This window comes from Oricola indica (genome assembly GCF_019966595.1).
GTDB classification, from domain to species: Bacteria; Pseudomonadota; Alphaproteobacteria; order Rhizobiales; family Rhizobiaceae; genus Oricola; species Oricola indica.
In genome coordinates, this window is the sequence record NZ_JAINFJ010000010.1 from 57,951 (window position 1) to 83,085 (window position 25,135).

Sequence of the window (25,135 nt, forward strand, 5' to 3'; positions counted from 1 at the left end):
GCCTTACTCCAAAAGCGCGCTGACTGCCCGGACAAAACCATCCGGATTATTGACGTAGGGATAATGCCCGCCGCCGATTTCGATGTGTCGCGCTCCGGACCACGTAGCCCGGAAACGCGTTCTTGCCTTTGCGCCGACCAACGCATCGTCTTCGCAATCGATGATCGCGGCCTTGCCCGAAGGTGCCTGTCGCGGCAATGCCTCAGATCGGGCCACATGCAACAGCCGGCCCTTCAGGTCTTCCGCCGGAAGCCAGGCGCTCATCGCCTGGCAAAGCAGATAGGCCAGTGGCCCCTGTTGTCCCTGCGCCCTTTCCAGCCACTGTGCCTGCAATTCGTCGGCAGGCGTTGCGTCGATGATCGCCGCGTCAAACAGGGGATTCGGCAAAAGGTCAGCGACTTCCACGAAGCCGTTGCTGAAGATCAGCGTCGCCTCTTGCGCGAACTCCGCCGGCAGAAGCTGCATCCACCAGGCGCTGTAGGAGCAACCCAGTATGACCGGCGCCTCGAGTTCGGCTGCCTTGACGAAATCCGCCAGTGCGGACGCCAGACGGCCGGGCGCGACGGTGCCCGCATAGTCGATCGTGATCGGGTCGAGCCCGAGTTCACGAAGCGGCTCCACCACGAGGCTGAAGAATTCCGCAGTGCCGCTCGCACCCGGCATCAGCACGATGGGCCGGCCATGCCGGCCGTCTTGGCGGCGAACCTTGAAAGGCGCGCCATCCAATCCGTCCACCAGCGGGTAGCTGTCCCGAAAACTCGCGACCGCGTCCTTCAGCGCCGCGTGCTGGTCTTGATGCATGGTCAGGTGACCAGACCTTTTTCGCGCAGTTCTTCCATCGCTTCCGGTGAGAACTCGGCCTTGGGGCCGTTGCCACCGATCACGAACATCAGCAGGTGCTCGTCTTCGGGTTCGTCGAAGGTGATGTTCTCGAAGCGGCGCTGAACGCCCGCGGGAAAGGAGATGACGTCGTGCGGCCCGAGTTCGAACGCCTCAACCTTGCCGTCAACTTCCCAGGAGCAGCGCCATTTGCCGGTCATGGGAATGAAGGTTTCGTTGGTGTCGTGATTGTGCATCATCGGGCCGCAGCCGGGTTTCGCCTTGCAGTAGCCGAGATTGAAGCCTTCGGAGATCTTGATGGCGGCGTTCTTGGCCGCGTCATCGCCGACCGGCGAAGTGACAGCGCCCGAGTCGCGCTCCGGCGGCTGGAAGCCGACCACATTATAGAGCGTGCGCTTTGCCGTCGGGTGGTTGCTGTCCGGCAGGCCGCCGTCGAAACCCTTGATCTCGGAGAAAAGTGCAACCCGTTTGCGCATTTCCTCGCGCGGCACTCTGATCGTCTTCAACGCCATTATCGTCTCCTCCTTGTGCGCTGTTGCGCCGGATCGCATTACGTCCGGTCGCTATAAAGAGATACGATAACGCCTGGATTTCACGCCCCACAATGCACTAGGAATGATATCGTTTATTACAAAATCGAATAATGATGGGCCGGGAATGGACCGCAATTACAGCCTGAAAGACCTGAAAGCGCTGAACGTTCTGCTGAGCGAACGCCATGTCAGCCAGGCCGCCGACCGGCTGGGCATCAGCCAGCCCGCCATGAGCATGCTCTTGAAACGGCTGCGCGCGATGTTCAACGACCCGCTGCTGATCCGCAACGGAAACAGCCACTCCCTGACCGATGCCGCCGAGGATTTGCGCCCGCGCATCCGCGACATGATCAAGGACATGGAAGACCTGTTGGAGCACGGGAGCCATTTCCGGCCCGACCGCTCGGACCGATCGTTCACGCTCATCCTGACCGATTATATCGACGCCATCCTGGTGCCCACGCTGCATCGGCGGTTCCGGGAAATCGCGCCGGGTATCGAACTCAAGATCGTCGGGCCCGACCCGTTTCGCCTCGGCCGCGCCTTCGGCGAGGGCCATGTCGACCTGACGGTGTCCTATTTTCCGAGCCCGCCCGGCGACCTGGTGACGCGAAGCGTCTTCACCGACCAGATGGTGTGCGTCACGCGCAAGGGCCACCCGGCGCTCGCCAAGACGATGGATCTCGATATCTTCTGCAAGCTGGACCACGTGGCCATCGAGCCGGGGCAGGCGTCGATGTACCGCGCCGTCCTCGACGAAGCGCTTGCGCGCGAGGGCTTCGCGCGGCGCGTGACGATCTCGAAGCCGGACTTCCTGGGCGTACCGTTCCTGCTCGAGCAAAGCGACTTCATCGCCACCATGCCGGAGAAACTCGCGACGCTGTTCACCCAGCGCTTCGACCTGGTGACCTTCCATCCTCCGATCCACCTGCCGAAGCTGGATATCCGGATGATGTGGAACCGCAGCACCCACCGTTCGGCGGCCCATGTGTGGCTGAGAGAACAGATCCTGGAAATCTGCCGGAAGAAATTCGCGGGAGGCTGAACACCATCGGGGCAACGGGCGTATCGTTCACGTCGTGCGTGCCATGCGGCTCGCCGTTGCGCTTTGAGCGGCCGTTTTTCACGCCCGAACCCAAATCACAAACAATTGAAATTGCTTTTCTTTTGCCTCTGAGAAACCAAAAGAAACGGCGGAAGTTGCTTTCTCGGGACGTTCGCGCAATCCTGATCGTTTCATGCAAAGGGAGAAAGCCATGAAATTGTTACTTCGTACGATCGCCGCAGGCGCTCTGGCCCTCGGAGCCCAGTCCGCGGTTGCCGAGGAAACCTTCATCACAATCGGCACTGGCGGACAGACTGGCGTGTACTACGTCGTCGGCCAGTCGATCTGCCGGCTGGTGAACCGCGGAACGGCGGAGCACAACATCAAGTGCACGGCGCCTTCGACCGGCGGGTCCATCGACAACATCAACGCCATCAAGAACGGCGACCGCCAGATGGGCGTCGCACAGTCGGACTGGCAGTTCCATGCCTATAACGGCTCCTCGCAGTTCGAGGGCGACAAGTTCGACAAGCTGCGCGCGGTCTTCTCCGTGCATGGCGAGCCCTTCACCGTCGTTGCCCGCGCCGATGCCGGCGTGAAGAACTTCGACGACCTGAAAGGCAAGCGCGTCAATATCGGCAATCCGGGTTCGGGCCAGCGCGCGACCATGGACGTCGTGATGGACGCCAAGGGCTGGTCGCTCGACGACTTCGCGCTCGCGTCCGAACTCAAGGCCGCCGAACAGGCCGGCGCTCTCGGCGACAACAAGATCGACGCCATGATCTACACCGTCGGCCACCCGGCCGGTGCGATCCAGGAAGCGACGACCACCACCGACGCCACGCTCGTCAACGTCGATGGCGACGCGATCGCCAAGCTGGTCGAAGACAATCCCTATTATGCATGGGCGACCATTCCGGGCGGCATGTACAAGGGTAACGACGAGGACACGACGACCTTCGGCGTGAAGGCGACCTTCGTCTCCTCCTCGGATGTTCCCGAGGATGTCATCTACCAGGTGGTCAAGGCGGTGTTCGACAATTTCGACCGCTTCAAGAAGCTGCACCCGGCCTTCGAGAACCTGAAGCCGGAGGACATGATTTCCGCCGGTCTCTCCGCACCGCTCCATGACGGCGCTGCGAAATACTACAAGGAACAGGGCTGGATGTAAGCCTTGGTGACCCCGCGGGCTTTCGCCCGCGGGGTTCTTTTTTCGGGGGCGGACTTTGGCCGCGATGCGCGGCGTGATCGGGGATGATCGGACATGACGGATACGGCGCAAGCGCGTGAACATGAGGGACTGACACAGGCGGAGATCGATGAACTCGTCTCGCAGGCCGATACGGGAGGCCGCTCGGCCGGCCCGTTGATAGGACGCCTTATCGCCGGTATCGCCCTCGTCTGGTCGCTGTTCCAGTTGTGGTTCGCTTCGCCGCTGCCCTTCGCGCTCGGTTTTGGCGTTTTCAACGATACCGAAGCCCGATCCATCCACCTTGCCTTTGCCGTCGTCCTGGCGTTCCTGGCGTTCCCGCCCGCCCATACCGCTGTCCAGACGGCGCTCGGGGTCATCGTTCCGCTCGTACTCGGCGGCCTTCTCGCCCTGTCGGCGGGCGATATCTTTCCGGTCTGGGTGGTGCTGCTGGTGACCATTGTCGTCGCCGGCGCCTGCGCGCTTCCGACCCGAAACGACCGCGTCGCCATCCATGAATGGGCCATGGCGATCGCCGGCGGCTTCTGTGCCGCATATATCTTCCTGTTCTATCGCGACCTCGCCGACCGCGTCGGCCAGCCGATCTTCATCGACTATGTGGTCTCGATCGCCGGTCTGCTGCTGTTGCTGGAGGCCGCGCGACGTTCCCTCGGCCCGGCGCTTGTCATCGTCGCCTCGGTGTTCCTGCTCTACACGGTGCTCGGCCCGTCGATGCCCGAGATCATCGCGCACAAGGGCAACAATCTGCGCGAGATCATCAATCACCACTGGATCACAACGGAAGGTGTGTTCGGCATCGCGCTCGGCGTGTCGACCTCCTTTGTCTTCCTGTTCGTCCTGTTCGGGGCGCTGCTCGACAAGGCGGGCGCGGGCAACTACTTCATCCAGGTCGCCTTCTCGCTGATGGGCCACATGAAGGGCGGCCCGGCCAAGGCCGCCGTCGTGTCCTCGGCCATGACGGGGCTGATCTCCGGTTCCTCCATCGCCAACGTCGTGACAACCGGCACCTTCACAATTCCGCTGATGAAGAAGGTTGGTTTCTCCTCGGAAAAGGCCGGCGCGGTCGAGGTTGCATCGTCCGTCAACGGACAGATCATGCCGCCGGTCATGGGCGCCGCGGCGTTCCTGATGGTCGAATATGTCGGCATTCCCTATTTCGATGTGGTCAAGCACGCCTTCCTGCCGGCGCTGATCTCCTACATCGCGCTGGTCTATATTGTTCATCTGGAAGCCGCGAAGGCAGGCATGGAAGGCCTCCCCCGCGCCTATCAGCCCGGTCCGATCATGCGCCGGCTCGTCGGCTTCGTCTTCGGTGTGCTCGTGCTGTGCGCAATCTCCTTTGCCGTCTATTACGGCATGGGCTGGATTCGGCCGACCTTCGGTGCCGGCGCGCCCTATGTCATCTTCGCCGTCCTGACCGCCGCTTATGTCGCGCTGGTCGCCTTCGGTTCGCGGTATCCCGAACCCAAGATGGACGACCCGAATGCACCGGTGACCTCGCTGCCGCTGCCCGGGCCGACGATCAAGTCGGGCCTGCATTTCATCCTGCCGGTTATCGTTCTCGTCTGGGCGCTCATGGTCGAGCGCCTTTCGCCCGGCCTGTCCGCCTTCTGGGCGTCGGCATTCATGATCTTCATCCTTTTGACCCAGCGGCCGCTCTTCGCGATTTTCCGCGGTGAAAGCGACATGGGCGCGGCTCTCAAGCGCGGCTGGGACGAACTGATTGACGGCCTGATCTCGGGCGCCCGCAACATGATCGGCATCGGCATCGCGACCGCGACGGCCGGCATCATCGTCGGCGCGGTGTCGCAGACCGGCGTCGGCTCGGCGCTCGCCGATGTCGTCGAGGTGCTTTCCGGCGGCAACCTGCTGGCGATCCTGTTCCTGACGGCCATCCTGTCGCTGATCCTCGGAATGGGCCTGCCGACCACGGCGAACTACATCGTCGTTTCCGCGCTGCTGGCGCCGGTTATCGTGACGCTCGGCCAGGAGAACGGCCTGCTGGTGCCGCTGATCGCCGTGCACCTGTTCGTCTTCTATTTCGGCATCATGGCCGACGTGACACCGCCCGTGGGACTCGCCTCCTTCGCGGCGGCGGCCGTTTCGGGCGGCGACCCGATCAAGACAGGTTTCGTCGCCTTCTTCTATTCGCTGAGAACGGCGGCATTGCCCTTCCTGTTCATCTTCAACACCGACCTGCTGCTGATCGACGTCGACTGGATCCACGGGATATTCGTCTTCATCATCGCGACGGTGGCCATGCTGCTGTTCGCGGCTGGAACCCAGGGCTGGTTCCTGGCGCGCAACAGGATCTGGGAGACCGCCGCGCTGCTGTTGCTCGCCTTCACCTTCTTCCGGCCCGGCTTCTGGATGGACATGGCCTTCCCGCCCTATGAGGAGGTGCCGCCTGCCGAGATCGCGGCTGCGGCCGGAGAGGTGCCGTCCGGCGAGAGCCTGCGGCTGCGCATATCCGGCATGGATGCGGTGGGCGACGTGCGCGAATGGGTGGTGCTCCTCGAGCTTCCGGACGGCGCAACAGGCGAGGAACGTCTGGAGGCCGCCGGCCTGACGCTGGTCGATCGCGACGGCAAGACGATCATCGACGATGTCGCGTTCGATTCCGCCGCCCAGAAAGTCGGACTCGACTGGGATCAGGAAATCATGCGCGTGCTCAAGCCGGCGAACCCGCCGACGAAATACCTGATCTACATTCCGGCCCTGCTGCTGCTGGCGCTTGTCGTGTGGGCGCAACGACGGCGGGCGCCCGCGCCGCCGAAGCGGGAACAGGAAGCGACGGCCTAGAGAAGGAACACCGAGATGTACAAAGCAATCATGTTGCCGATCGACCTTTCCCATGAAAGCTCATGGAAAAAGGCCATTCCGGTCGCAGTGAAGATGGCCGAAACATTCGGCGCCAAACTGCACGTCATCACCGTCGTGCAGGACATTCGCGATGCGATGGTGGCGCAGTATTTCCCCGACGACTACGAAACGACGATGGCGCGCCAGGCCGCCGAAAAGCTCTCCAATCTGGTCGGGCGCGAACTGGCGGGCGTCGAGGTAACCGAGCATGTCGCCGCCGGTCAGGTCTATCGCGAGATTGTCCGCGCTGCGGAAGAGAATGGATGCGATCTGATCGTCATGGCATCGCACCGGCCGGAGCTCGCCGACCTTCTGATCGGGCCGAATGCCGATCATGTCGCGCGCCACACGGCCGCATCGGTGATGATCGTCCGCGAGTAAGCGGCAATGGCTTCTTCGCGCACGCATTTCGGCCGTAATTTCGGCGCATCCGCCGCCATGCATCTGATCGGCGGAACGGCCTGCCGGATCGGCCTCAGGGGATGGCCAACATGACATCGCATATTTTCGGCCGCTCGACCGCGGGTTCGCTACCCGTGGCCGCGCGGGGTGACGGCTGCTACATCGTCGACACGAACGGCAAACGCTATTTCGACGGATCCGGCGGCGCGGCGGTTTCCTGCCTCGGCCACTCCGACCCGGACGTCACCGCCGCCATCAAGCAGCAGGTCGATCGCATCGCCTTCGCCCATACCGGTTTCTTCACCTCCGAACCGGCCGAAGATCTCGCCGACCTTCTTGTGCAACACGCGCCGGAAGGGATCGACCGCGTCTACCTCGTCTCCGGCGGCTCCGAGGCCGTCGAGGCGGCAATCAAGCTGGCGCGGCAGTATTTCCTCGAGATCGGGCAGAACCGCTACCGCGTCATCGCACGCAGGCAATCCTATCACGGCAACACGCTCGGCGCGCTCGCCGCCGGCGGCAATGAATGGCGCCGGCGTCAGTTCGCGCCGATGCTCGTCGAGACCTCGCATATCTCACCCTGCTACGAATATCGCGGCCGCGAGGACGGCGAGAGCGCGTTCGATTACGGCCAGCGCGTCGCCAATGAACTGGAAGCCGAGATCGAACGGCTCGGGCCGGAATCCGTGCTCGCCTTCATCGCGGAACCGGTTGTCGGCGCGACGGCCGGCGCGGTTCCGCCGGTCGAGGGCTATTTCAAGCGTATCCGCGAAATCTGCGACCGATACGGCATCCTCCTGATCCTCGACGAAGTCATGTGCGGCATGGGCCGCACGGGGACGCTGTTCGCCTGCGAGCAGGAGGGGATTGCACCGGATATCGTCACGATAGCCAAGGGACTCGGCGCAGGCTACCAGCCGATCGGTGCCATGCTGTGCACGGCGAAAATATATGATGCGATCGCCGCCGGCTCCGGTTTCTTCCAGCACGGCCACACCTATATGGGCCATCCCGTCGCGACCTCGGCGTCGCGCGCGGTGATCAAGGCGATCCTCGGCCGTGATCTCCTTTCGAAAGTACGCGACCAGGGCACCCGCCTGACGTCGGAGCTGCACAACGCCTTCGGTCAACATCCCAATGTCGGCGACATAAGGGGACGCGGTCTTTTCCTCGGGCTCGAGTTCGTCGAGGACCGTGAGACCAAGGCGCCTTTCGATCCGAAACGCGGCATCGCGAAGGCCCTCAAGAAACACGCTTTCGAGGCCGGACTGATCTGCTACCCGATGAGCGGCACGATCGACGGCGCCAAGGGCGATCACGTTCTTCTCGCACCGCCATTCATCATCGAGGATGCGCAAATCGACGAGGTCGTGGGCAAGCTCGATACCGCCATCCGCGCGGTGTTCTGACGATGGGCGTCCAACCGCTGCCGAGGATCATGGTCGCGCCCAACGGCGCGCGGCGCACCACCGCCGACCACCCGGCCCTGCCGGTCAAGATTCCCCAGATCATCGAGACGGCGAAGGCCTGTTTCGCGGCAGGAGCAGGCGGCATCCACGCCCATGTTCGCAATGCCGGCCAGCACCATGTTCTCGACGCCGGTCTCTACAGGGAACTCGTCACGGAACTGGCGCGAGAGGTTCCAGAGATGGCGGTCCAGATCACCACCGAAGCGGTCGGCCGCTACACACCGGAGGAACAGCGCGCGGTCGTGCGCGCCGTGATGCCGGACATGGTCTCCGTCGCCCTGCGCGAAATGATCCCCGATGCGGATACCGGCGAGGCAGCCCGTTTCTACGCCTGGGCGCATGAAGCGCAGATCGCCGTCCAGCACATTATCTACGGACCCGACGAACTGGACCGGCTCGCCGGCCTGATCGGGCAAGGCGTCGTGCCAGCCGAAAACCTGCAGTTGCTCTTCGTCCTCGGTCGCTATGCGAAGGACCAGGAAAGCGATCCTCGCGATCTCCAACCGTTCATCGACGCGCTTCGCGTGGCGGACCTTTCCGCCGACTGGGCGGCCTGCGCCTTTGGCCGCAACGAGACGGCATCGCTTGCCGCCGCCTTTGCCGCCGGCGGGAAAGCGCGGGTGGGATTCGAAAACAGCCTGTGGAACGCCGACGGCACGGTCGCGACCGACAATGCCAAGCGCGTACGCGAAATCGCCGCGTTGCAGGCGCGCTCCGGATAGGCGGCTTCGGCGCGTCGCCTTTGGGGCCTCGAAGCGTCGCGCGAACGGCGACTATCATTCGCATCCACCGCTCGAGGATTCGAGACAATTGGTTTGGCGCGAATACGCTCTGGTCGCGTATTCGTTTGCCTACACGCTAGTAGCCAGCAGCCCTCGGAATGAACAGCACCAGATCCGGGAAAAGGATGATCAGCAACAGCGCCACCAGAAGGGTGACGATAAAGCCCCATATTTCTCTGATTATTTCGGCAAGCGGGATCTTGGACACGCCGCTGATCAGGAACAGCAGTTCCCCATAGGGCGGCGTGATCAGGCCAATCATCATGTTGACGATCACGACGACCCCGAAATGCACCGGGTCGATTCCCAAAGCATGGACCGAAGGCAACAGGATCGGCACCATGACCAACAGCATCAGCAGTGTATCGAACACCGCGCCGAGCAGCAGGAATAGCAGTGCTGTGACCAGCAGGAACGCCATCGGAGACAGCGACATGGAGGCGATCCATTCGGCCACCATTCCCGGAATGCGCTCACCGGCGACGACATAATTGAAGAAAAGCGCGCCCACGACGGTGATCGCGACAATGGCGGTGCCTCGCGCCGAAGCCAGCAGTGTTTGCCACATGGTGGAAAACGTCATGTCCCGGAACACGAACGCGAGAATGATGGCATAAAGCGCCGCCACCGCGGCCGCCTCGGTCGGCGTCACTGCGCCCGAATAGATGCCACCCAACAGGATAACCGGCAGCATCAGAGGAGGCACGGCCCGGATCGAGGTCACCCGCGCCTCGGAAAACGTGAAACTCTCCTCGACAGGGAAGTTCTTGCGCCGCGCAACGAAGAAGGACTGCACGGCAAGCACCAACCCCATAAGCAGGCCCGGTACGATGCCGGCCAGAAAGAGCGCTCCGATCGATGTCCCCGAAATGGCGCCGTAGATCACCATTGGAATGGACGGCGGAATGATCGGACCGATCGTGGCCGACGCCGCCGTCAGCGCACCGGCGAAGGCCCGCGGATAGCGGTTGTCGCGGGTCATCATGTCGATCATCAGCTTGCCGGGACCCGCGGCGTCGGCGAGCGCGCTGCCGCTCATGCCGGCAAAGATGATGCTGACGATGATGTTCACATAGGCCAGCCCGCCGCGCACCCGGCCGACGATCAGCACGACGAAATTGAGCAATCGCGTGGAGATGCTCGATACGGTCATGACTTCGGCCGCGAATATGAACAGCGGAACGGCAAGAAGAATGAACGAGGAAAACAGGCCGTTTATCCCCTGGGCGGCCACCAGCCCGATATCCTTGCCTGTGACCAGAAGATAGGCGAATCCGCTGACGATCATGGCAAAGCCGATCGGCATGCCGATCGCGCCGGCGATCACGAAGAGGAGCAGCATGAATGCGGCGGCGACGCTCATCTCAGGGCTCCTTGTCCCAGGTGTCACGTGCGAGGCGGATCATCCGGAAAGCGGAATTGAGGATCAGCAACACCAGAAAAACACCAAACGCGCTGAACACGACCGTCATGGGCAATCGCAGCGTCGGCGATGACTGACGTCCGGTGAAAACGATGTAGTCGTAGTTTCCGTAGAGCGAGAGGAGCAGAACGACGAGGATCAATCCCGTCCCCACCAGTGCGAGAACCCGTCGCACGGGCGGACGCGCCGCGTGGTACAAGAGATCAAAGGAGACGTGCTCGCGTTCCTTGACGATTGACGCCGCGCCGACGCAGACGATCCAGACATACAGGATGCCCGCAACTTCCTGTGTCCACGACAGCGGATCGTTCAGCACGTAGCGGAAGAAAACCTGCAACACGAAAACGATGAAAAGGGCGGCAAACCCCAGAACGCAGAATATCTCGCACAGCTTGGATATCAGTGCCCAGACCGTCTTTACCACTCAGCCTGCTCCATTGCGAAGGTGAAGCCGCAGCCATCCTTGGCCGCGGCTTGTCCGAGTTTCCCCGAGTGTCGGTGACTTAGAGAGCGTTGATCCGCTCGAGCAGGCCTTCCGGCCACTCCTTGGCGTAATCGCTTTCGAGATAAACGCCCTGAACATGGCTCCGGAATGCATCGAGGTCCGGCGTCGTCACTTTCAGCCCGTTCGATTCGAGCAGGCTCGTCCCGTCCGCTTCCGTGGCGAGCGTGCCCTCGTCGACGAAGACCGCCTGGGACTTGGCCGCATCGCTGACCACGGCCTTTTCGTCATCGCTCAGTTCGTTCCAGAACGAATTGGACATGGCGAAGAAGAGCGGCGCGACCATGTGGCCGGTCAGCACGAGCTGTTCGCTGACTTCATAGAATTTGGCGGCGATCATGTCGCTGATCGGGTTTTCCAGGCCGTCGACCGTGCCGGTGGAGAGGGCAAGATAGACCTCGTCGAAAGCGATCGGCGTCGGGTTTGCGCCAAGCGCCTTGCCGAGGAACTGCCAGGTGTCGGAGCCCGGAACGCGCAGCTTGAGGCCGGCGAGATCCGCGGGCGTCTGCACGTCCTTCTCCTTGCGCAGGATGACATGGCGCGTGCCGAGATACTGAGAGCTGAGGATCGTGACATCCATTTCACTGGACACGCGGCCGCGATATTCCGTGGCGACATCGCTGTCGTCGAAGACCTTGTGCATGTGCTCGGCATCGCGAAGCAGATAGCCGGCCGTGAAGATGGAGTATTCGGGGATGTAACCGGCGATATCCTGCGGCGAGATCATGCCGACTTCGAGATTGCCGCGTTGCATGGCGGGAATTTCGGTGCCCTGATCGAAAAGAGTGGCGTTGAGATGGATTTCCACGCCCAGTGTCGGTGCATTCGCCTCGACCGTTTCCTTGAATTTCATCAGACCTTTGGCCTGCCACTCCGCCTCAGGGCTGGGCGTCGAGATCCTGATCACCTTCTTGTCCTGAGCGAAGGCCGATCCGGACAGGAAGGCCGGCGCCGCGAGGGCCGCGCCCGATGCGGCGAGAAGCGTTCTGCGTGAAATGTTGGTCTTGCTGTGCTTGCTATGTTTCACCGTATTCTCCCTTGGTTGAAACTAACCGGGACTATCCCGGCCTGCTGCTGCGGATTTCTCCTTGACCGACTCGGCAAGCAGGCGCTCCACTTCGGCGCTGTTATGGGTTCGCGCGAGTTGCTCGGCCTTGTCGGCATCGCCGCTCGCGACGGCATCCTTCAAAGCGCGATGGTCCTCCAGAAGATGATGGTAGTCGCGCGCCGTCAGCCCGATATGGGTCATCTGGAAACGGACCTGCTGGATCAGCCGCTCATGCTGCTGGATCAGCCTTCCATGGCCGGACATACCGATGACGGTCCGGTGCAGATTGAAATCCGCATCGACGATCGCCTCGCGGTTTCCCGCTTTTGCGGCCTTCTCGAGTTCGCTGAATGCTTTCGCGAGTTGGGTACGACTCGCCGGTGTGGCGCGTTCAGCAGCAAGACGCGCGCCAAGACCTTCCAGTACGGCGCGCAGCGTGTAGAGCTCCCACGCTTCATGGACCGATGCGGGCGCAACTTCCCATTTCGTGAAGGCTACCTGACAGACAAGGCCCTCCGAGGTCAGCTGCATCAGCGCGGAACGGATCGTGCCGCGGCTGACTTCGAGGTTCCGCGCCAATTCCGTCTCCAGAAGACGATGACCAGGGGGCATCATGCCGCTGACGATCTGTCGGCGGATACTGCTGGCCGCCTGGCGGTCCAGAAGCCTGTCCTGGGTTTTTAGACTTTCGAGAGCTACCATTCTTGCGCCTCTCCTTTCTGGTGATTGCAAGCAAGCGCATCGTTCATACGACACATGCTCGCGATACCAAAGAGAGACCTCAGCCCCGGTCCGCGCAATCGGCATGCATTTCCGAACTGTCCTACCGGCTTCTCCGGTCGACCGCGGTTCGGCATGGCTGCATCCCCTTTATTGCACCGTCCGGCATCCGCTGATCGGAGCCGACGTGACAATGAGAAGACACATTCAGTCAATTGTCAACAATTGATTATAGATTGACATAGGTCGGCTGAAATCGCACGTCGATTGACAAGATAGAAGATTGCTGACAATAAACTATCACGTTTCAATGAAGTGAGAGACATGGCAGCCACTGCGCGAATAGGTGTCGATATCGGCGGCACGTTCACCGACCTTGTCCTTGTCGCCGATGACGGGCGACGTCTTGCCAAGAAGGTCGCATCGACACCGGATCACCCGGAGGCGGCAGTCTTGTCGGGCGTTTCCGCGCTTCTGGACGCCGCCGAATTGAAGCCGGGCGACATTACGGCCGTTCTGCATGGCACCACGGTCGGCTCCAACGCCATTCTCCAGAAGCGTGGGGGTCGCATCGGCCTGCTGACAACGCGGGGATTCCGCGATGTGCTGGAGATCGGCAGGCTGCGCACGCCGGACATGTTCGACCTGACCTGGGACAAACCCGTGCCCCTGGTCCCGCGCCATTTGCGCTTCGAAGTGACCGAACGGATCGCGGCGGACGGGCAGGTCGTGACAGCCCTCGCCGAACAGGAACTGGAGGCGCTGTGCCACGAGTTCGCGCAGGCGCGGCTTGATACGCTGGCGCTGTGCTTTCTCAACTCATACTGCAATCCGGAGCATGAGTTGCGGGCCGAGGAAATCATCCGCGCGGCGGTGCCGGATCTGCCGGTGACCACCTCGGTCTCCATCCTTCCCGAACAGCGCGAGTATGAACGCACCTCCACGACCGCCGTGAATGCCTATGTGCTGCCGGTCATGCGAGACTATCTGATCGCGCTTCAGGAAGGCCTGCGGAAAGGCGGCGTGACCGCCCCCTTGTTCATCAGCAATTCGAACGGCGGGCTGGCCCCGGTACATGTCGCCCAGAAAAAGCCCGTCATGTTCATTTCGTCCGGCCGGGCCGCGGGTGTGGCCGGCGCCGGCCATGTCGGACGGCTCTCGGACATCGCGAATCTCGTCGCCTTCGACATGGGCGGCACCACCGCCTCGGCATCGCTCATCAAGGACGGCGAACTGACACGCACGACCGAGTACGAGTTTCGAGACGGTATCTCCACGCCAAGCCGATTCATCAAGGCGGGCGGCTATCTCATGCGCGTTCCCACGGTCGATGTCGCCGAAATCGGCAACGGCGCGGGATCCATCGCGCATGTGGATGATGGCGGCCTGATTCACGTCGGGCCGGTGTCGGCCGGCGCCAGCCCCGGACCGGCCTGCTACGGCGCGGGCGGCGACCGCCCCACACTCACCGACGCCAACCTCGTGCTGGGCTACCTGCCTGACAGGCTGGCCGGCGGAAGCATGGCGCTGTCACCCGAACTCGCGGCCGCCGCGATCGAGGAACATGTCGCGAAACCCGCCGGTCTGACCGTGATCCAGGCGGCGCTTGGCATGCGGGCAATCGCCAATTCGAACATGTCGCGCGCGATCAGGGCCGTGACCGTGGAGCGTGGGCAGGATCCGCGCGACTTCGTTCTTTTCGCCTTTGGCGGCGCCGGCCCCAACCATTCCTGCGATCTGGCCAGAAGCGTCGGCATCCGAAAGGTCGTGCTCCCGCCGGAACCCGGCGTGTTCACGGCGTCCGGCATGCTCGAGGCGGCTGTCGAATATTTCTTCATTCGCTCCTTCGCATGCGAACCCGGCGCGATAGACCTGGCCGGGCTTCGCGAAACGGCCCGGTCGCTCTCAGCGCAGGCCGAAGAGGAATTGCGGCAGGAAGGGTTCGATGCCGACGCGATCCATTTCGACTTCGAACTCGACATGCGTTTCGCCGGTCAGGATTCCGAACTTCAGGTGCCGGTCGATCCGTTCTCCGACGACCTGTCGGTCGAGGATCTGACGGCCCGCTTCCTTGCCATGTACGAAGACACCTTCGGCTACGTGTCGTCGGACGGCGTCGAAAGCGTCAACCTGCGCATGCGCGCTTTCTGGCCACTGCCCGGCACGGGCGAGCGCATGCCGGAAAAGCCCGGCGGAACCGCGCCGGAACCGGTGTCGCGGCGCGCCGTCCATTTCGAGGCCGACGCCGCGCCGGTCCTCACGCCGGTCTACGACCGCCACACGGTGACGGCTCTCGTCGAGGGGCCGGCGATCTTCGAAAGCGCGGATACGACCTTTACGATTCCGCCCGATGCCACGGCGGAACCCGACCCTTACGGCAATCTCGTGGTGACCTTCCGTGACTGACACTTCCCAAACGCCCCAGGCCGACGGCTTCACGCCCGATCCGGTCACATTCGCCGTCATCAAGTCGGCGCTCGATGCGATCGTGGACGAGATGGCCGGCACGGTCATGCGTACCGCACGCTCGCCTATCGTGCGCGACGTGCTCGACTATTCCGCGACGCTTTGCGACAGCAAGGGCCAGATCCTCAGCCAGGCCAAGACCGTTGCCCTGCATCTCGGCGCGGTGCCGGACGCGATGGAAGTCATCGTCGGGAAGTTCGGCGAGACTGCAAAAGAGGGCGATGTCTACGTTCTTAACGATCCCTATGCCGGCGGCATGCACCTGCCAGATATCTTCATGGTCAAGCCGATCTTCTTCGAAGGCCGGCTGCAGGGCTTTTCCGTCGTCGTCGCCCATCACTGCGACGTGGGCGGACGCGTACCCGGGTCCAATGCCGCCGACTCTACCGAGATCTATCAGGAAGGCGTCCGCATACCGCCGATGCGACTCTACGATGCGGGAAAGCCCAACGAGACGTTGCTGGAACTGCTGCGTACCAATGTTCGCCTGCCGGCCCTGGTGCTCGGCGACCTCGACGCCCAATATGCCACATGCCGCACCGGCGAACGCGAACTCATTCGCCTCATCGAGCGCTACGGCGAAACCGGGCTCAGGTCGTATTTCGAGGCGCTTCTCGACTATGGCGAGGTGTTGACGCGCAAATCCATCGCGGCCTGGCCGGACGGGACCTACACCTTCGAGGACGCCATAGACGGCGACGGCTTCACCACCGAGCCCATTCCCATTCGCTGCGCAATCACTGTGGCAGGCGATTCTCTCGAGATCGATTTCGCGGGCTCGTCGTCCCAGGTCCGCGGCGCGATCAACGCCACCTTCTCCTTCACGAAGTCGGCATCCTATCTCGCGGTGCGCTGCGCATTGGAGCGCGACGTTCCGAACAATGCCGGTGTCTATCGCGCCATTACCGTCAAGGCGCCGGATCATTCCATCCTCAAGCCCGACATGCCTGCGCCGGTCGCCGCCCGCGCATTGACCGGATACAGGGTCGTGGACACGGTTCTCGGCGCATTGTCGAAGATCTCCCCTGCCCGCCTGATGGCCGCGGGGGAAGGCGGCAACACGGTTCTTTCCATGGGCGGCTACGACAAGGAGACAGGCGAACCCTTCGTTCTCGTGGACATGATCAACGGCGCATGGGGCGGCCGGGCCGACAAGGACGGGGTAGAAGCGATCACCAATCCGGCGCAGAACATGTCCAACCTGCCCATCGAGACCCTTGAGAAGCGTTATCCGTTGCGCATGGAGGAATATTCCCTGCGTCCGGATTCATGCGGCGCGGGGCGCTTCCGCGGCGGGCTCGGCCTGACCCGGACCTACCGTATCCTCGTCGATGACACGATGCTGCAGGTTCGCGCCGACCGCATCGCCACCCCGCCCTATGGTATCGCCGGCGGGCTGCCCGGCAGCCTGTCGCGCAACATATTGAATCCGGACCGCGAGAACGCCGACTTGCCCGGCAAGCTGACGCGCATCGTCGACAGGGACACCGTCATCCGGCATGAACAGGCCGGCGGCGGCGGCAATGGCGACCCGTTTGACCGCTCGCCGGACGCGATCGCCTTCGACATAAGGGAAGAAAAGATCACCCGCGACTACGCCGCGCGCTTTCATGGCGTCTGTTTTGCCGCCGACGGTTCGATAGACGAGCCGGAAACGCACGAGAACCGGGCGAAAATACGCGATGCACGCGACATGAAAAAGGAGAGCGTTCAATGAGCGGAAACAAGACCGCCGTCGTCACCGGTGGTGCGAGCGGGATCGGCGAAGCGACCGTCATGCGGTTCGCTGCCGCCGGATGGACCGTGGTGATCGGAGACATCAACGTCGAGCGCGCCGGGATTGTCGCGGAGGCCGCCCGTGAAGCCGGCGCGGCTGCTGTCCACGTCATTCCGCTCGACCTGGCCGACGAAACGAGCGTGGCGGCATTCGCCGAACGCACAGATGACGAATGCGGATCCGTGGATGCGGTGGTCAATTCAGGCGGCATTCTCCAGAACGGCATCCGTTTCAACGATATGCCGGTGGACGAATTCGACGCCGTCTGGCGGATCAATGTCCGCGGCACGCTTCTGATCAACCAGGCTTTCGGCAGACGGATGACTGTGGCCGGTTCCGGCAGCATCATCAACATGTGCTCGCTGACGACCTATCGACCGTCGCCGCAGCCCGCCTATGCGCCGGCAAAAGTCGCCTTGAAATCCATGACGGAGACAATGGCCGCGGACTTCGGGCCTTCCGGCGTCCGCGTCAACGCGGTCGCGCCAGGCTATACGCTGACGCCGGCGATGAAGGCACGCATCGACGAAGGCGCGCGCGATCCGCAGGCCATCCTCGACAAATCGGCCATCAAGCGGCTCGTCGAACCCTCGGATGTCGCCGAGGCCGTGTTCTTTCTGTGCTCGGACGCCGCGTCGGCCATCACAGGCGTGGTACTGCCTGTCGATTGCGGCTGGCTCGCCTATTCGGCGTATACGTCTTACGCGTCGCAGCCGGGCTGAAACCCGAAAACCGATGCAAGAACAACCGGCCGGAAGCTCCCGGCCGGTTTATTTGTACTAGTTGAAGTTGAGATACATCGTCTTCTTCTGGAAATACCCTTCGAGACCGTATTTGCCGTCTTCGCCACCCAGGCCGCTGTCCCGCATGCCGGCATGGTGCGCCTGCACGACATCGCCCCCGGGCTTGTTGACGTAGATCTCCCCGAATCTCAGCTCGCGCGTGAGCCGCATGATGCGGCGCATGTCCTTCGTGAAGACATAGGCCGAAAGGCCGTAACGGCTTTCATTGGCCAAACGCATCGCTTCGTCGAAATCCGCGACCCGCATGATCGGCACCACCGGTCCGAACACTTCGTTCTGCATGATTTCCATGGCGTTGTTGTCGACACTCATGACGGTGGGCTGGAACCAGTGGCCCTTCGAGAACTCGCTTCCGTCCATCCGCTTGCCGCCGGTCAGGAGTTCCGCGCCCGCATCGGCGGCGGCGGCCACCATCGCCTCGACCTTTTCCAGTTCGCCGCGGCTGAACTTCGGGCCGACATCGACCAGTTGGCGCGGATCGCCGACCTTGAGCGCCTCCACCGCCTTGATGAACCGCTCGGTGAATTCGTCGGCTATCTTATCGTGGACATACATACGCTCGTTGCAGATGCAGATCTGGCCGCAATTCTCGAAGCGCGAGAGCACCGCGGCGTTCACCGCCGACGCGATATCCGCATCCTCCGCGACGACGAATGGAGCCTTTCCGCCGAGCTCGAGCCGCAGGATCTTGAGATCGTCAGCGGCGGCCCGGAAGATCGCCTTGCCCGCGCGTACGCTTCCCGTCAGCGTTACGAGACGCGTATAGGGATGCGCCACGAGCGACTGGCCGATCTCTTCGCCGAAGCCGGACACAACATTGATCACGCCCGCGGGAAAGCCGGCCTCCAGCGCCAGTTGCGCGATCTCGAAACTCGAAATCGGCGTGCCCTCATGCGACTTGACCACAACCGTGTTGCCGGCCAGAAGCGCCGGGCCGATCTTGCGACACATCAGCGCCGCCGGATAGTTCCATGCGGTCAGCGCGACCACCACGCCGTGGGCGACCTTCTGGATCCAGATCTGCTCGTTGGGATTGTCCGACGGGATGATGTCGCCGGTAACGCGGCGCGCTTCCTCGGCGGCATATGTCAAATAGAGAGCCGCACCCTCGATCTCGCCGCGTGCTTCCGCGAGCGGCTTTCCCTGCTCCGCGATGACGATCTGCGCCAGTCTTTCGCGGCTCTGGAGAATGAGGCGGGCAAGGCGCTTGAGCAGCTCCGCGCGCTCGATCGGCGGCAAGGCTTCCCAGTCGGGTTGCGCGTTCCACGCGGCCGTCAGCGCGCGATCGGCATCGGCCGCGCTGCCCCGCGGTACGGAAGCGATGATCTCCTCGGTGGCCGGGTTCTCTACCTCGATCCATTCCTTGACGGTGGAATCGACCCACTCGCCGTCGATGAAATGACGATAGCGGTCAGAACCTTTGACCAGTTCCTTCATAGCCTGCAAAACGTAAACTCCTGTATTCCGGTCGGCCCGATCCGGCGAGATACCACCGTCGGATGAAGTGCGGCATTCCAGGAAAGCTCCGGCGCCGATATGGCGCGACATGTCCCCTCCGGCGATAGCCGCTGGCCGTCCGCGCCTGTCTTCGCCAACACAATCGCCCGACCGCAGATTGCCGTCAAGAAGAATGTTGACAATTATCGATTAATCCTGTCACTTGCCCGCACCACGAACATTGTTGGAGCACACACCCGCGCGATGTCATTTCTGCCGTCATCCAGATACCTCTCGACTGCGATCGCGACGCCGGTCACACCGGCCCTGCGTCCGGATTCGGAACGCCTGATCGCCTTCGCGCGCCACCTGCTGGGCGAGGGCGTTGACGGCATCACCGTATTCGGAACGACGGGAGAAGGTCCGGAGTTTTCGGTTCGTGACCGGATGGCGACGCTGGATGCCCTGGTCTCGGCAGGCATAGCGCCCGAACGCATCACCGTCTCGGTCAGCGCGCTTGCCTTCGAGGATGCGTTGACGCTCGCCCGCCACGCAACCGGGCACGGCGTACATGGCTGCCTGCTCATGACGCCTTGCATGTTTCGCGGCGGGATTTCCGACGACGGTGTGTTCGAGTTCTATCGCCAATTCATAGAGCGGACGGGACGCGACGACCTGCGCCTTCTGCTTTATAATTTCCCGGATATTTCCGGCGTCACCATTTCTCTGCGGGTCGTGCGCCGCCTGACCGAAAAATACCCCGGTATCGTGGCCGGCCTGAAGGATAGCGGCGGCGACGCTGACCTGACCCGGCAGTACATCCTCTCCTTTGCCGAGATGGAGATCTATACAGGCAACGAAGTCGACCTGCCGGGACTGAACCCGATAGGCATCGCAGGCACCATATGCGGCCTCGCCAATATCATGCCCGGCTTCATGCGCGCCCTCGTCGATACCCGAAACAGCTATGACGGGCGGCCGATGATCGAATCGCTTCGCAACGCCGATGCGATCTTGTCGCGTTTCGCTTTCATACCCTCGGCCAAAGCGATCATCGCCGACACGATGAACGACCCGAACTGGCTGCGGGTCATGCCGCCGATGTCGCAACCCCCCGCCGTACAGCGGTCGCAAATGCTGAGCGCCTACCGGGCCTGGCAGCAATCCGCCTCCGGGCTGGTGCGAACGTCAGACGACGAGGCTTCAACAAGCAACGTGACGCCGATCAGGATCGCCTGAGCGGGCACGTTCGAGACCCACACAGAACGCGAGGATAACGCAATGCCGGACAATGCGCCGAAACTCGACACGGCCGAGATCCAAAACGCACGCCGTGAACTGGCCGCCTGCTTCAGGATGGCTGCGCGCCTTGGAATGCATGAAGGCATCTGCAACCATTTTTCGGCAGTGGTGCCCGGATATAACGAGCTCTTTCTGGTCAACCCGTATGGCTACGCCTTTTCGGAAGTCACCGCGTCGAACCTTCTGATCTGCGATTTCGAGGGCAATGTGGTGTCCGGCGACGGCGTTCCGGAACCGACGGCTTTCCACATCCACGCGCAACTTCACAAACTGAAGCCAAGCGCGCGCGTCGCGTTCCATACGCATATGCCATATGCGACCGCGCTCGCCATGATCGACGCGGAACCGCTGAACTATGCCGGCCAGACCGCCGCGCGCTTCTACAACCGCGTTGTCGTGGACGACGATTACAACGGCCTTGCACTCGACAACACCGAAGGCGCGCGGATCGCCAACGCCGTTGGCGACGCCGATATCGTCTTCATGCGCCACCACGGCGTCATGGTTCTGGCGAACAGCATCGCGGAAGCCTGGGACGATCTCTACTATCTCGAGCGCGCCTGCGAAGTGCAGGTTCTGGCCATGTCCACCGGCAAGAAGCTGATTCCGATCGACCACGATCTGGTCCGCAAGACAGGCGAGCAGATCATGAGCGAAGCGGCGGCGGGCGCCGACCTTCACCTCGCCAGCATCCAGCGCCAGCTCGATCGACTGGAGCCCGATTACCGCAATTAGTAGCGCGGCCGCAGGCCGAGAGCACACCCACATAAAGGAAGCAACCATGGCCTGGACCGGCGTATTCCCCGCAGTGACCACGAAACTGAAAGCCGATGGCAGTTTCGATCCCGACGCAATGGCGCACAGCATAGAACGGCTGATCGAGAACGGCGTCTCCGGCATGATCGTGTTGCCGATGCTCGGCGAGAACGCTTCGCTGAGCCAGAAGGAGCGCGATGAAGTGCTCGACCTGTCGGTCTCCGTCGTCGCCGGGCGCGTGCCGCTGCTCTCCGGACTGGCCGCGATTTCCACCGCCGATGCGACCTCCATGGCGAAGAACGCGGAACGGCGCGGCCTCAAGGGGCTGATGGTCTTCCCGAGCCTGGCTTACAAGACAGACAGGCGCGAAACCATCGCATGGTACGAGGCCATCGCAGCGGCAAGCAGCCTTCCGATCATGATTTACAACAACCCGATCGCCTACAAGGTCGATGTCGACGTTCCGACGCTGGAAGGCCTGCGCGCGGTCGATACGATTACCTGCATCAAGGAAGAAACCGGCGATATCCGTCGCGTGACGGACCTCTACAATGCCTTCGGGGACCGTTTTTCGGTCTTTTGCGGGGTCGACGATCTCATTCTCGAAAGCCTGGCGCTTGGCGTGACCGGCTGGGTATCGGGCATGACGAATGCCTGGCCCAAGGAGTGCGTCGAAATCTTCAACGGCGGCCGCGACGGAAAGTTCGACGCCGTACGTCCCCTCTACAGACTGATGACTCCCGCCTTCCACCTCGATACCGACGTCAAGCTGGTGCAATACATCAAGCTGGCCGAGAACATCGTTTACGGAGCTCCGGCCGGCGTACGCCCACCGCGCCTGGAAATCGAGGGCGAGGAACTCGCCCGCGTCACGGCCGTCATCGAAAAGACCGTAGCGGACCTGGCAAACTACCGGTAACTCCGAAGCGGTTCCGACGGGTATACCCACCGGCGCGGGCAACTCGCCCCGCCGGCATTCCCTAATACGCGCGGCGGCATCAGGCCTCGTCGGACACTTTGTCCGATTCCAGCCGGCCGCCATTCGCCCAGTTTTCGGGCGCAATGTCGTCGAAGACCACGGCGACCGCAGCGGCGCCGCAGCCCAGAATCTCCGAAGCCGCCCTTGTGATCGCTTGAGCGAAGTCGCGCTTTTGCTCGACGGTGCGCCCGGACAGAAGTTCCACACGTATCATCGGCATGTTTCAGTCTCCGTATTCAGTATTTTGTCGATCGATTTGACGGCATTCGAAACAGGCATTCCTCGCGGTCCGCCCTATAGCCATGCATTGATATGCCAGGGAGCGAACTCGTCGTCGCCGTATCCGAGGTCTTCGCTGCGCGTGGCTTTGCCGGAGGCGCTTTCGAGCATCAGTTGGAAGATCCGCTCTCCCATCTCCTCGAGGCTTTCCTCGCCATCGAGAAGCGTACCGCAATTGAAATCCATGTCCTCGCGCATCCGATCGAACATCGGCGTATTGGATGCGAGCTTGACGGACGGCGTCGGGCGGCAGCCGAAGCATGATCCCCTGCCTGTCGTGAACATGATGAGGTTCGCGCCAGACGCAACCTGCCCGGTCGCGGAAATGGGATCGAAACCGGGCGAGTCCATGAAGATGAGCCCCTTCTTTTCTGCCGGCTCCGCATAGTGGATCACATCCACAAGATTGGTTGTTCCACCCTTGGCCACGGCTCCCAGCGACTTTTCCAGGATCGTCGTCAATCCGCCTTCCCTGTTGCCGGGCGATGCGTTGCCGTCGAAGCCCTGCGGCTCGCGCCTGGTATAGTCCTGCCACCAGTCGATCAGCGCGATCAGCCGCTCCCCAACCTCATGGCTGACGGCGCGTTCGAGCAACAGATTTTCGGCGCCGTGTATCTCGGGCGTCTCGGCAAGGATCGCGGTGCCCCCGCATGCGACAAGGCGATCGACGGCCGCGCCAAGAGCCGGATTGGCCGTCAGGCCCGACATGCCGTCCGACCCGCCACATTGCAGGCCGACGACCAGCTCGGATGCCGGGATCGGTTCGCGTTCGGCCTTCGCCGCCTCGACCAGCATTTCCTCGACATCTGCGACACCCGCCGAGATCGCCGCGCGGGTTCCGCCGGCATCCTGGATGGAAATCGTGCGCAGCATGGGCCCCGGCACGAAGTGCTGATCCTTGAGCAACGCGCTGATCTGATTGTCTTCGCATCCAAGCCCCACCAGCAGGATACCGGCGAAGTTCGGGTGGCGCATATAGCCACCAATCGTACGACGCAGCATGTCCATGCTGGTCGAGCCGTTGGAGACACTGCAGCCGGATTTGTGGGTGAGCGGCACGACGCCATCGACGCCGGGATAAGGTTCCAGCGCTCCCGGCATGCTGAAGTGCTCCGCTATCTTCTTCGAGACCAGGCTGGAGCAGTTCACCGAGGCGATGACCCCGATGTAATTGCGGGTCCCGACCTTCCCGTTGGAGCGGCGATATCCCTGGAAGACCGGCACGCGGTCGGCATCGACAAACCGGGTGTTGCGCAGGCGTGCACCGATTTCCAGCGCGGCATGGGACGGTTCGTAACCAAGATTGTGTTCGTGCACCCAGCTGCCCGGCAGTATGTCCATACGCGCGCGCCCGATGACCAGCCCCATCCGGCGAACCTCCTCACCCGCCTTGATCGGAGCGATGGCGATCTTGTGCCCTGCCGGCGCCGCTTCGATGGCGACGAGCCCGAATCCGTCCAGCGGGTCTCCAATATCGAGAGCGTCTATGGCGATGGCGACCTGGTCGTCATGCTGCATGTGTAGGAGTCTTTTCAAGGCGGTCTCCGGCTGAGTGAAAAAGGTGAGGAAACGACGACGTCTGCCCGCCGCATGCATAGTGGGCATCAGCCGTATCTAAGCACACATACCTAATGTTAACAATGATTGTCAGCAATCATTCAAAGATTGTCGCTGAGCTTTTCACGGGCTACTTTATGAGCCGGGGCTGCGGATGCATGGCGCCCAGATGATTTTGTTTTCGCGCGCGACGAAAGGGCGATATGGAACAGGAAAAGCAACATGCGCCAATGCCTTGACGGGTCTGCCATGCTCTTTGAAGGCATGAGGATCGAGACGCTCGACGGCCTGGCACAGAGACTGCCTCAACGTGACACAATTCTTTGCCTCGGCAACGGCCCATCATCGGAAGATCCGCGCCTTGCCAATTTCGAGGACCCGATCCTGTTCCGCGTGAACTGGATTTGGTCCGAACGCGACTGGCTGAACAAACCCGATCTGGTGCTGACGGGCGATCCGGATCTTGTTGCACTCGCGAAACAGCCGGTCGTCGTCTTTCCGACACTCGAAATCGGCCAGCCAATTCTTCGAGACCACGCGGAACGAGGCCATCTGCCGAATTCCGGCTATGTATTCCTCAGCCGCTTCTGCCCGATCCTGGCAGACCTTTCAGGACCGCAGATCCCTACCAACGGCGCTCTCATGATCGCGCTTTCCGTAGCCCTCCGACCGAAACGAATCGTCATCGCCGGCATTGATCTCTACCGCCACCCACAGGGCAAGTACCCGGGCGCACCGGACGAGGCCGAGGGATATACCAGCCAGCACAGCGCTGAGATTGACCTCGCCTTGATCGACTACGCGCTTACCGATTTCTCCGGCGAAGTAACGATACTCAGTGAAAACCTGCGTAACGCTCTCGCTTCTCACCGGGACTGACAATACCGGTCTCAACGAAAGCAATGTGTAGATACATCGGCTGCGCGGTTCGACTGTTATCGAC

General features: G+C 62.3%; 22 protein-coding genes. 13 read left to right on the forward strand and 9 right to left on the reverse strand.

Annotated features, from left to right (window positions below; translation table 11 throughout):
- Nucleotides 1-3: 3 nt before the first annotated feature.
- Together LC343_RS20155 and LC343_RS20160 are read right to left on the reverse strand one after the other, a co-directional pair.
- A complete protein-coding gene (locus tag LC343_RS20155) occupies nucleotides 4-801 on the reverse strand; it encodes an alpha/beta fold hydrolase (protein ID WP_223478978.1) in 798 nt (265 codons plus the stop codon).
- A 2-nt stretch (nucleotides 802-803) separates the two neighbouring features.
- Entirely contained in the window at nucleotides 804-1,352 is a 549-nt protein-coding gene (locus LC343_RS20160) for a cupin domain-containing protein (protein ID WP_223478979.1), read from the reverse strand.
- A 145-nt stretch (nucleotides 1,353-1,497) separates the two neighbouring features.
- Between LC343_RS20160 and LC343_RS20165 the strand changes: the two genes are divergently transcribed.
- From LC343_RS20165 to LC343_RS20190, 6 genes are all read left to right on the forward strand, one after another.
- Entirely contained in the window at nucleotides 1,498-2,418 is a 921-nt protein-coding gene (locus LC343_RS20165; protein WP_223478980.1) for a LysR family transcriptional regulator, read from the forward strand.
- A 211-nt stretch (nucleotides 2,419-2,629) separates the two neighbouring features.
- Nucleotides 2,630-3,589: a TAXI family TRAP transporter solute-binding subunit gene (locus LC343_RS20170; RefSeq protein ID WP_223478981.1), complete on the forward strand. Its 960-nt coding sequence runs from the start codon at nucleotides 2,630-2,632 to the stop codon at nucleotides 3,587-3,589.
- A 93-nt stretch (nucleotides 3,590-3,682) separates the two neighbouring features.
- Nucleotides 3,683-6,430: a TRAP transporter permease gene (locus LC343_RS20175; protein ID WP_223478982.1), complete on the forward strand. Its 2,748-nt coding sequence runs from the start codon at nucleotides 3,683-3,685 to the stop codon at nucleotides 6,428-6,430.
- A gap of 15 nt (nucleotides 6,431-6,445) precedes the next feature.
- Nucleotides 6,446-6,871 (forward strand): universal stress protein, encoded by a 426-nt coding sequence (locus tag LC343_RS20180; RefSeq protein ID WP_223478983.1) that lies wholly within the window; start codon nucleotides 6,446-6,448, stop codon nucleotides 6,869-6,871.
- A 110-nt stretch (nucleotides 6,872-6,981) separates the two neighbouring features.
- Nucleotides 6,982-8,301 (forward strand): aspartate aminotransferase family protein, encoded by a 1,320-nt coding sequence (locus tag LC343_RS20185; protein ID WP_223478984.1) that lies wholly within the window; start codon nucleotides 6,982-6,984, stop codon nucleotides 8,299-8,301.
- A 2-nt stretch (nucleotides 8,302-8,303) separates the two neighbouring features.
- Nucleotides 8,304-9,083, forward strand: coding sequence for a beta-keto acid cleavage family enzyme (locus LC343_RS20190; RefSeq protein ID WP_223478985.1), 780 nt, complete (start codon nucleotides 8,304-8,306; stop codon nucleotides 9,081-9,083).
- A 136-nt stretch (nucleotides 9,084-9,219) separates the two neighbouring features.
- Here the strand turns inward: LC343_RS20190 and LC343_RS20195 are convergent, their stop codons facing one another.
- The 4 genes from LC343_RS20195 to LC343_RS20210 form a co-directional block, all read right to left on the reverse strand.
- Entirely contained in the window at nucleotides 9,220-10,506 is a 1,287-nt protein-coding gene (locus tag LC343_RS20195; RefSeq protein ID WP_223478986.1) for a TRAP transporter large permease, read from the reverse strand.
- A 1-nt stretch (nucleotide 10,507) separates the two neighbouring features.
- A complete protein-coding gene (locus LC343_RS20200; protein ID WP_223478987.1) occupies nucleotides 10,508-10,990 on the reverse strand; it encodes a TRAP transporter small permease in 483 nt (160 codons plus the stop codon).
- 79 nt (nucleotides 10,991-11,069) lie between these two features.
- Complete coding sequence (gene dctP, locus LC343_RS20205; protein ID WP_223478988.1) at nucleotides 11,070-12,095, reverse strand: TRAP transporter substrate-binding protein DctP; 1,026 nt, start codon at nucleotides 12,093-12,095, stop codon at nucleotides 11,070-11,072.
- A gap of 21 nt (nucleotides 12,096-12,116) precedes the next feature.
- The gene (locus LC343_RS20210) at nucleotides 12,117-12,818 is read right to left on the reverse strand and encodes a GntR family transcriptional regulator (protein ID WP_223478989.1); all 702 of its coding nucleotides are present in this window, start codon (nucleotides 12,816-12,818) and stop codon (nucleotides 12,117-12,119) included.
- A gap of 342 nt (nucleotides 12,819-13,160) precedes the next feature.
- Here LC343_RS20210 and LC343_RS20215 point away from each other — a divergent pair, with 342 nt between their 5' ends.
- The 3 genes from LC343_RS20215 to LC343_RS20225 are packed head-to-tail and all read left to right on the forward strand — an operon-like array spanning nucleotide 13,161 to nucleotide 17,801.
- Entirely contained in the window at nucleotides 13,161-15,242 is a 2,082-nt protein-coding gene (locus LC343_RS20215) for a hydantoinase/oxoprolinase family protein (RefSeq protein ID WP_223478990.1), read from the forward strand.
- Nucleotides 15,235-17,019, forward strand: coding sequence for a hydantoinase B/oxoprolinase family protein (locus LC343_RS20220; protein WP_223478991.1), 1,785 nt, complete (start codon nucleotides 15,235-15,237; stop codon nucleotides 17,017-17,019). Before LC343_RS20215 ends, LC343_RS20220 begins: the two co-directional genes overlap by 8 nt.
- Complete coding sequence (locus LC343_RS20225) at nucleotides 17,016-17,801, forward strand: SDR family NAD(P)-dependent oxidoreductase (protein ID WP_223478992.1); 786 nt, start codon at nucleotides 17,016-17,018, stop codon at nucleotides 17,799-17,801. The genes LC343_RS20220 and LC343_RS20225 overlap by 4 nt, the downstream gene beginning before the upstream one ends.
- Nucleotides 17,802-17,858: 57 nt before the next feature.
- Here LC343_RS20225 and aldA read toward each other — a convergent pair whose 3' ends face one another.
- On the reverse strand, nucleotides 17,859-19,430 hold the full coding sequence (gene aldA / locus LC343_RS20230; protein WP_223478993.1) for an aldehyde dehydrogenase: 1,572 nt from the start codon (nucleotides 19,428-19,430) through the stop codon (nucleotides 17,859-17,861).
- 153 nt (nucleotides 19,431-19,583) lie between these two features.
- Between aldA and LC343_RS20235 the strand changes: the two genes are divergently transcribed.
- From LC343_RS20235 to LC343_RS20245, 3 genes are read left to right on the forward strand one after another with little or no spacing between them, the layout of a single operon-like run.
- Nucleotides 19,584-20,558, forward strand: coding sequence for a dihydrodipicolinate synthase family protein (locus tag LC343_RS20235; RefSeq protein ID WP_223478994.1), 975 nt, complete (start codon nucleotides 19,584-19,586; stop codon nucleotides 20,556-20,558).
- 42 nt (nucleotides 20,559-20,600) lie between these two features.
- Complete coding sequence (locus tag LC343_RS20240) at nucleotides 20,601-21,356, forward strand: aldolase (RefSeq protein WP_223478995.1); 756 nt, start codon at nucleotides 20,601-20,603, stop codon at nucleotides 21,354-21,356.
- Between the two features lie 46 nt (nucleotides 21,357-21,402).
- Nucleotides 21,403-22,296, forward strand: a complete 894-nt coding sequence (locus LC343_RS20245) for a dihydrodipicolinate synthase family protein (protein WP_223478996.1) — start codon at nucleotides 21,403-21,405, stop codon at nucleotides 22,294-22,296.
- 79 nt (nucleotides 22,297-22,375) lie between these two features.
- Here LC343_RS20245 and LC343_RS20250 read toward each other — a convergent pair whose 3' ends face one another.
- Both LC343_RS20250 and LC343_RS20255 read right to left on the reverse strand, forming a co-directional pair.
- Nucleotides 22,376-22,576, reverse strand: coding sequence for a 4-oxalocrotonate tautomerase (locus LC343_RS20250; RefSeq protein ID WP_223478997.1), 201 nt, complete (start codon nucleotides 22,574-22,576; stop codon nucleotides 22,376-22,378).
- A gap of 74 nt (nucleotides 22,577-22,650) precedes the next feature.
- The gene (locus LC343_RS20255) at nucleotides 22,651-24,153 is read right to left on the reverse strand and encodes a UxaA family hydrolase (RefSeq protein ID WP_223479048.1); all 1,503 of its coding nucleotides are present in this window, start codon (nucleotides 24,151-24,153) and stop codon (nucleotides 22,651-22,653) included.
- A 261-nt stretch (nucleotides 24,154-24,414) separates the two neighbouring features.
- On the opposite strand from LC343_RS20255, the gene LC343_RS20260 reads away from it, so the two are divergent.
- Nucleotides 24,415-25,071, forward strand: coding sequence for a hypothetical protein (locus LC343_RS20260; protein WP_223478998.1), 657 nt, complete (start codon nucleotides 24,415-24,417; stop codon nucleotides 25,069-25,071).
- Nucleotides 25,072-25,135 lie beyond the last annotated feature (64 nt).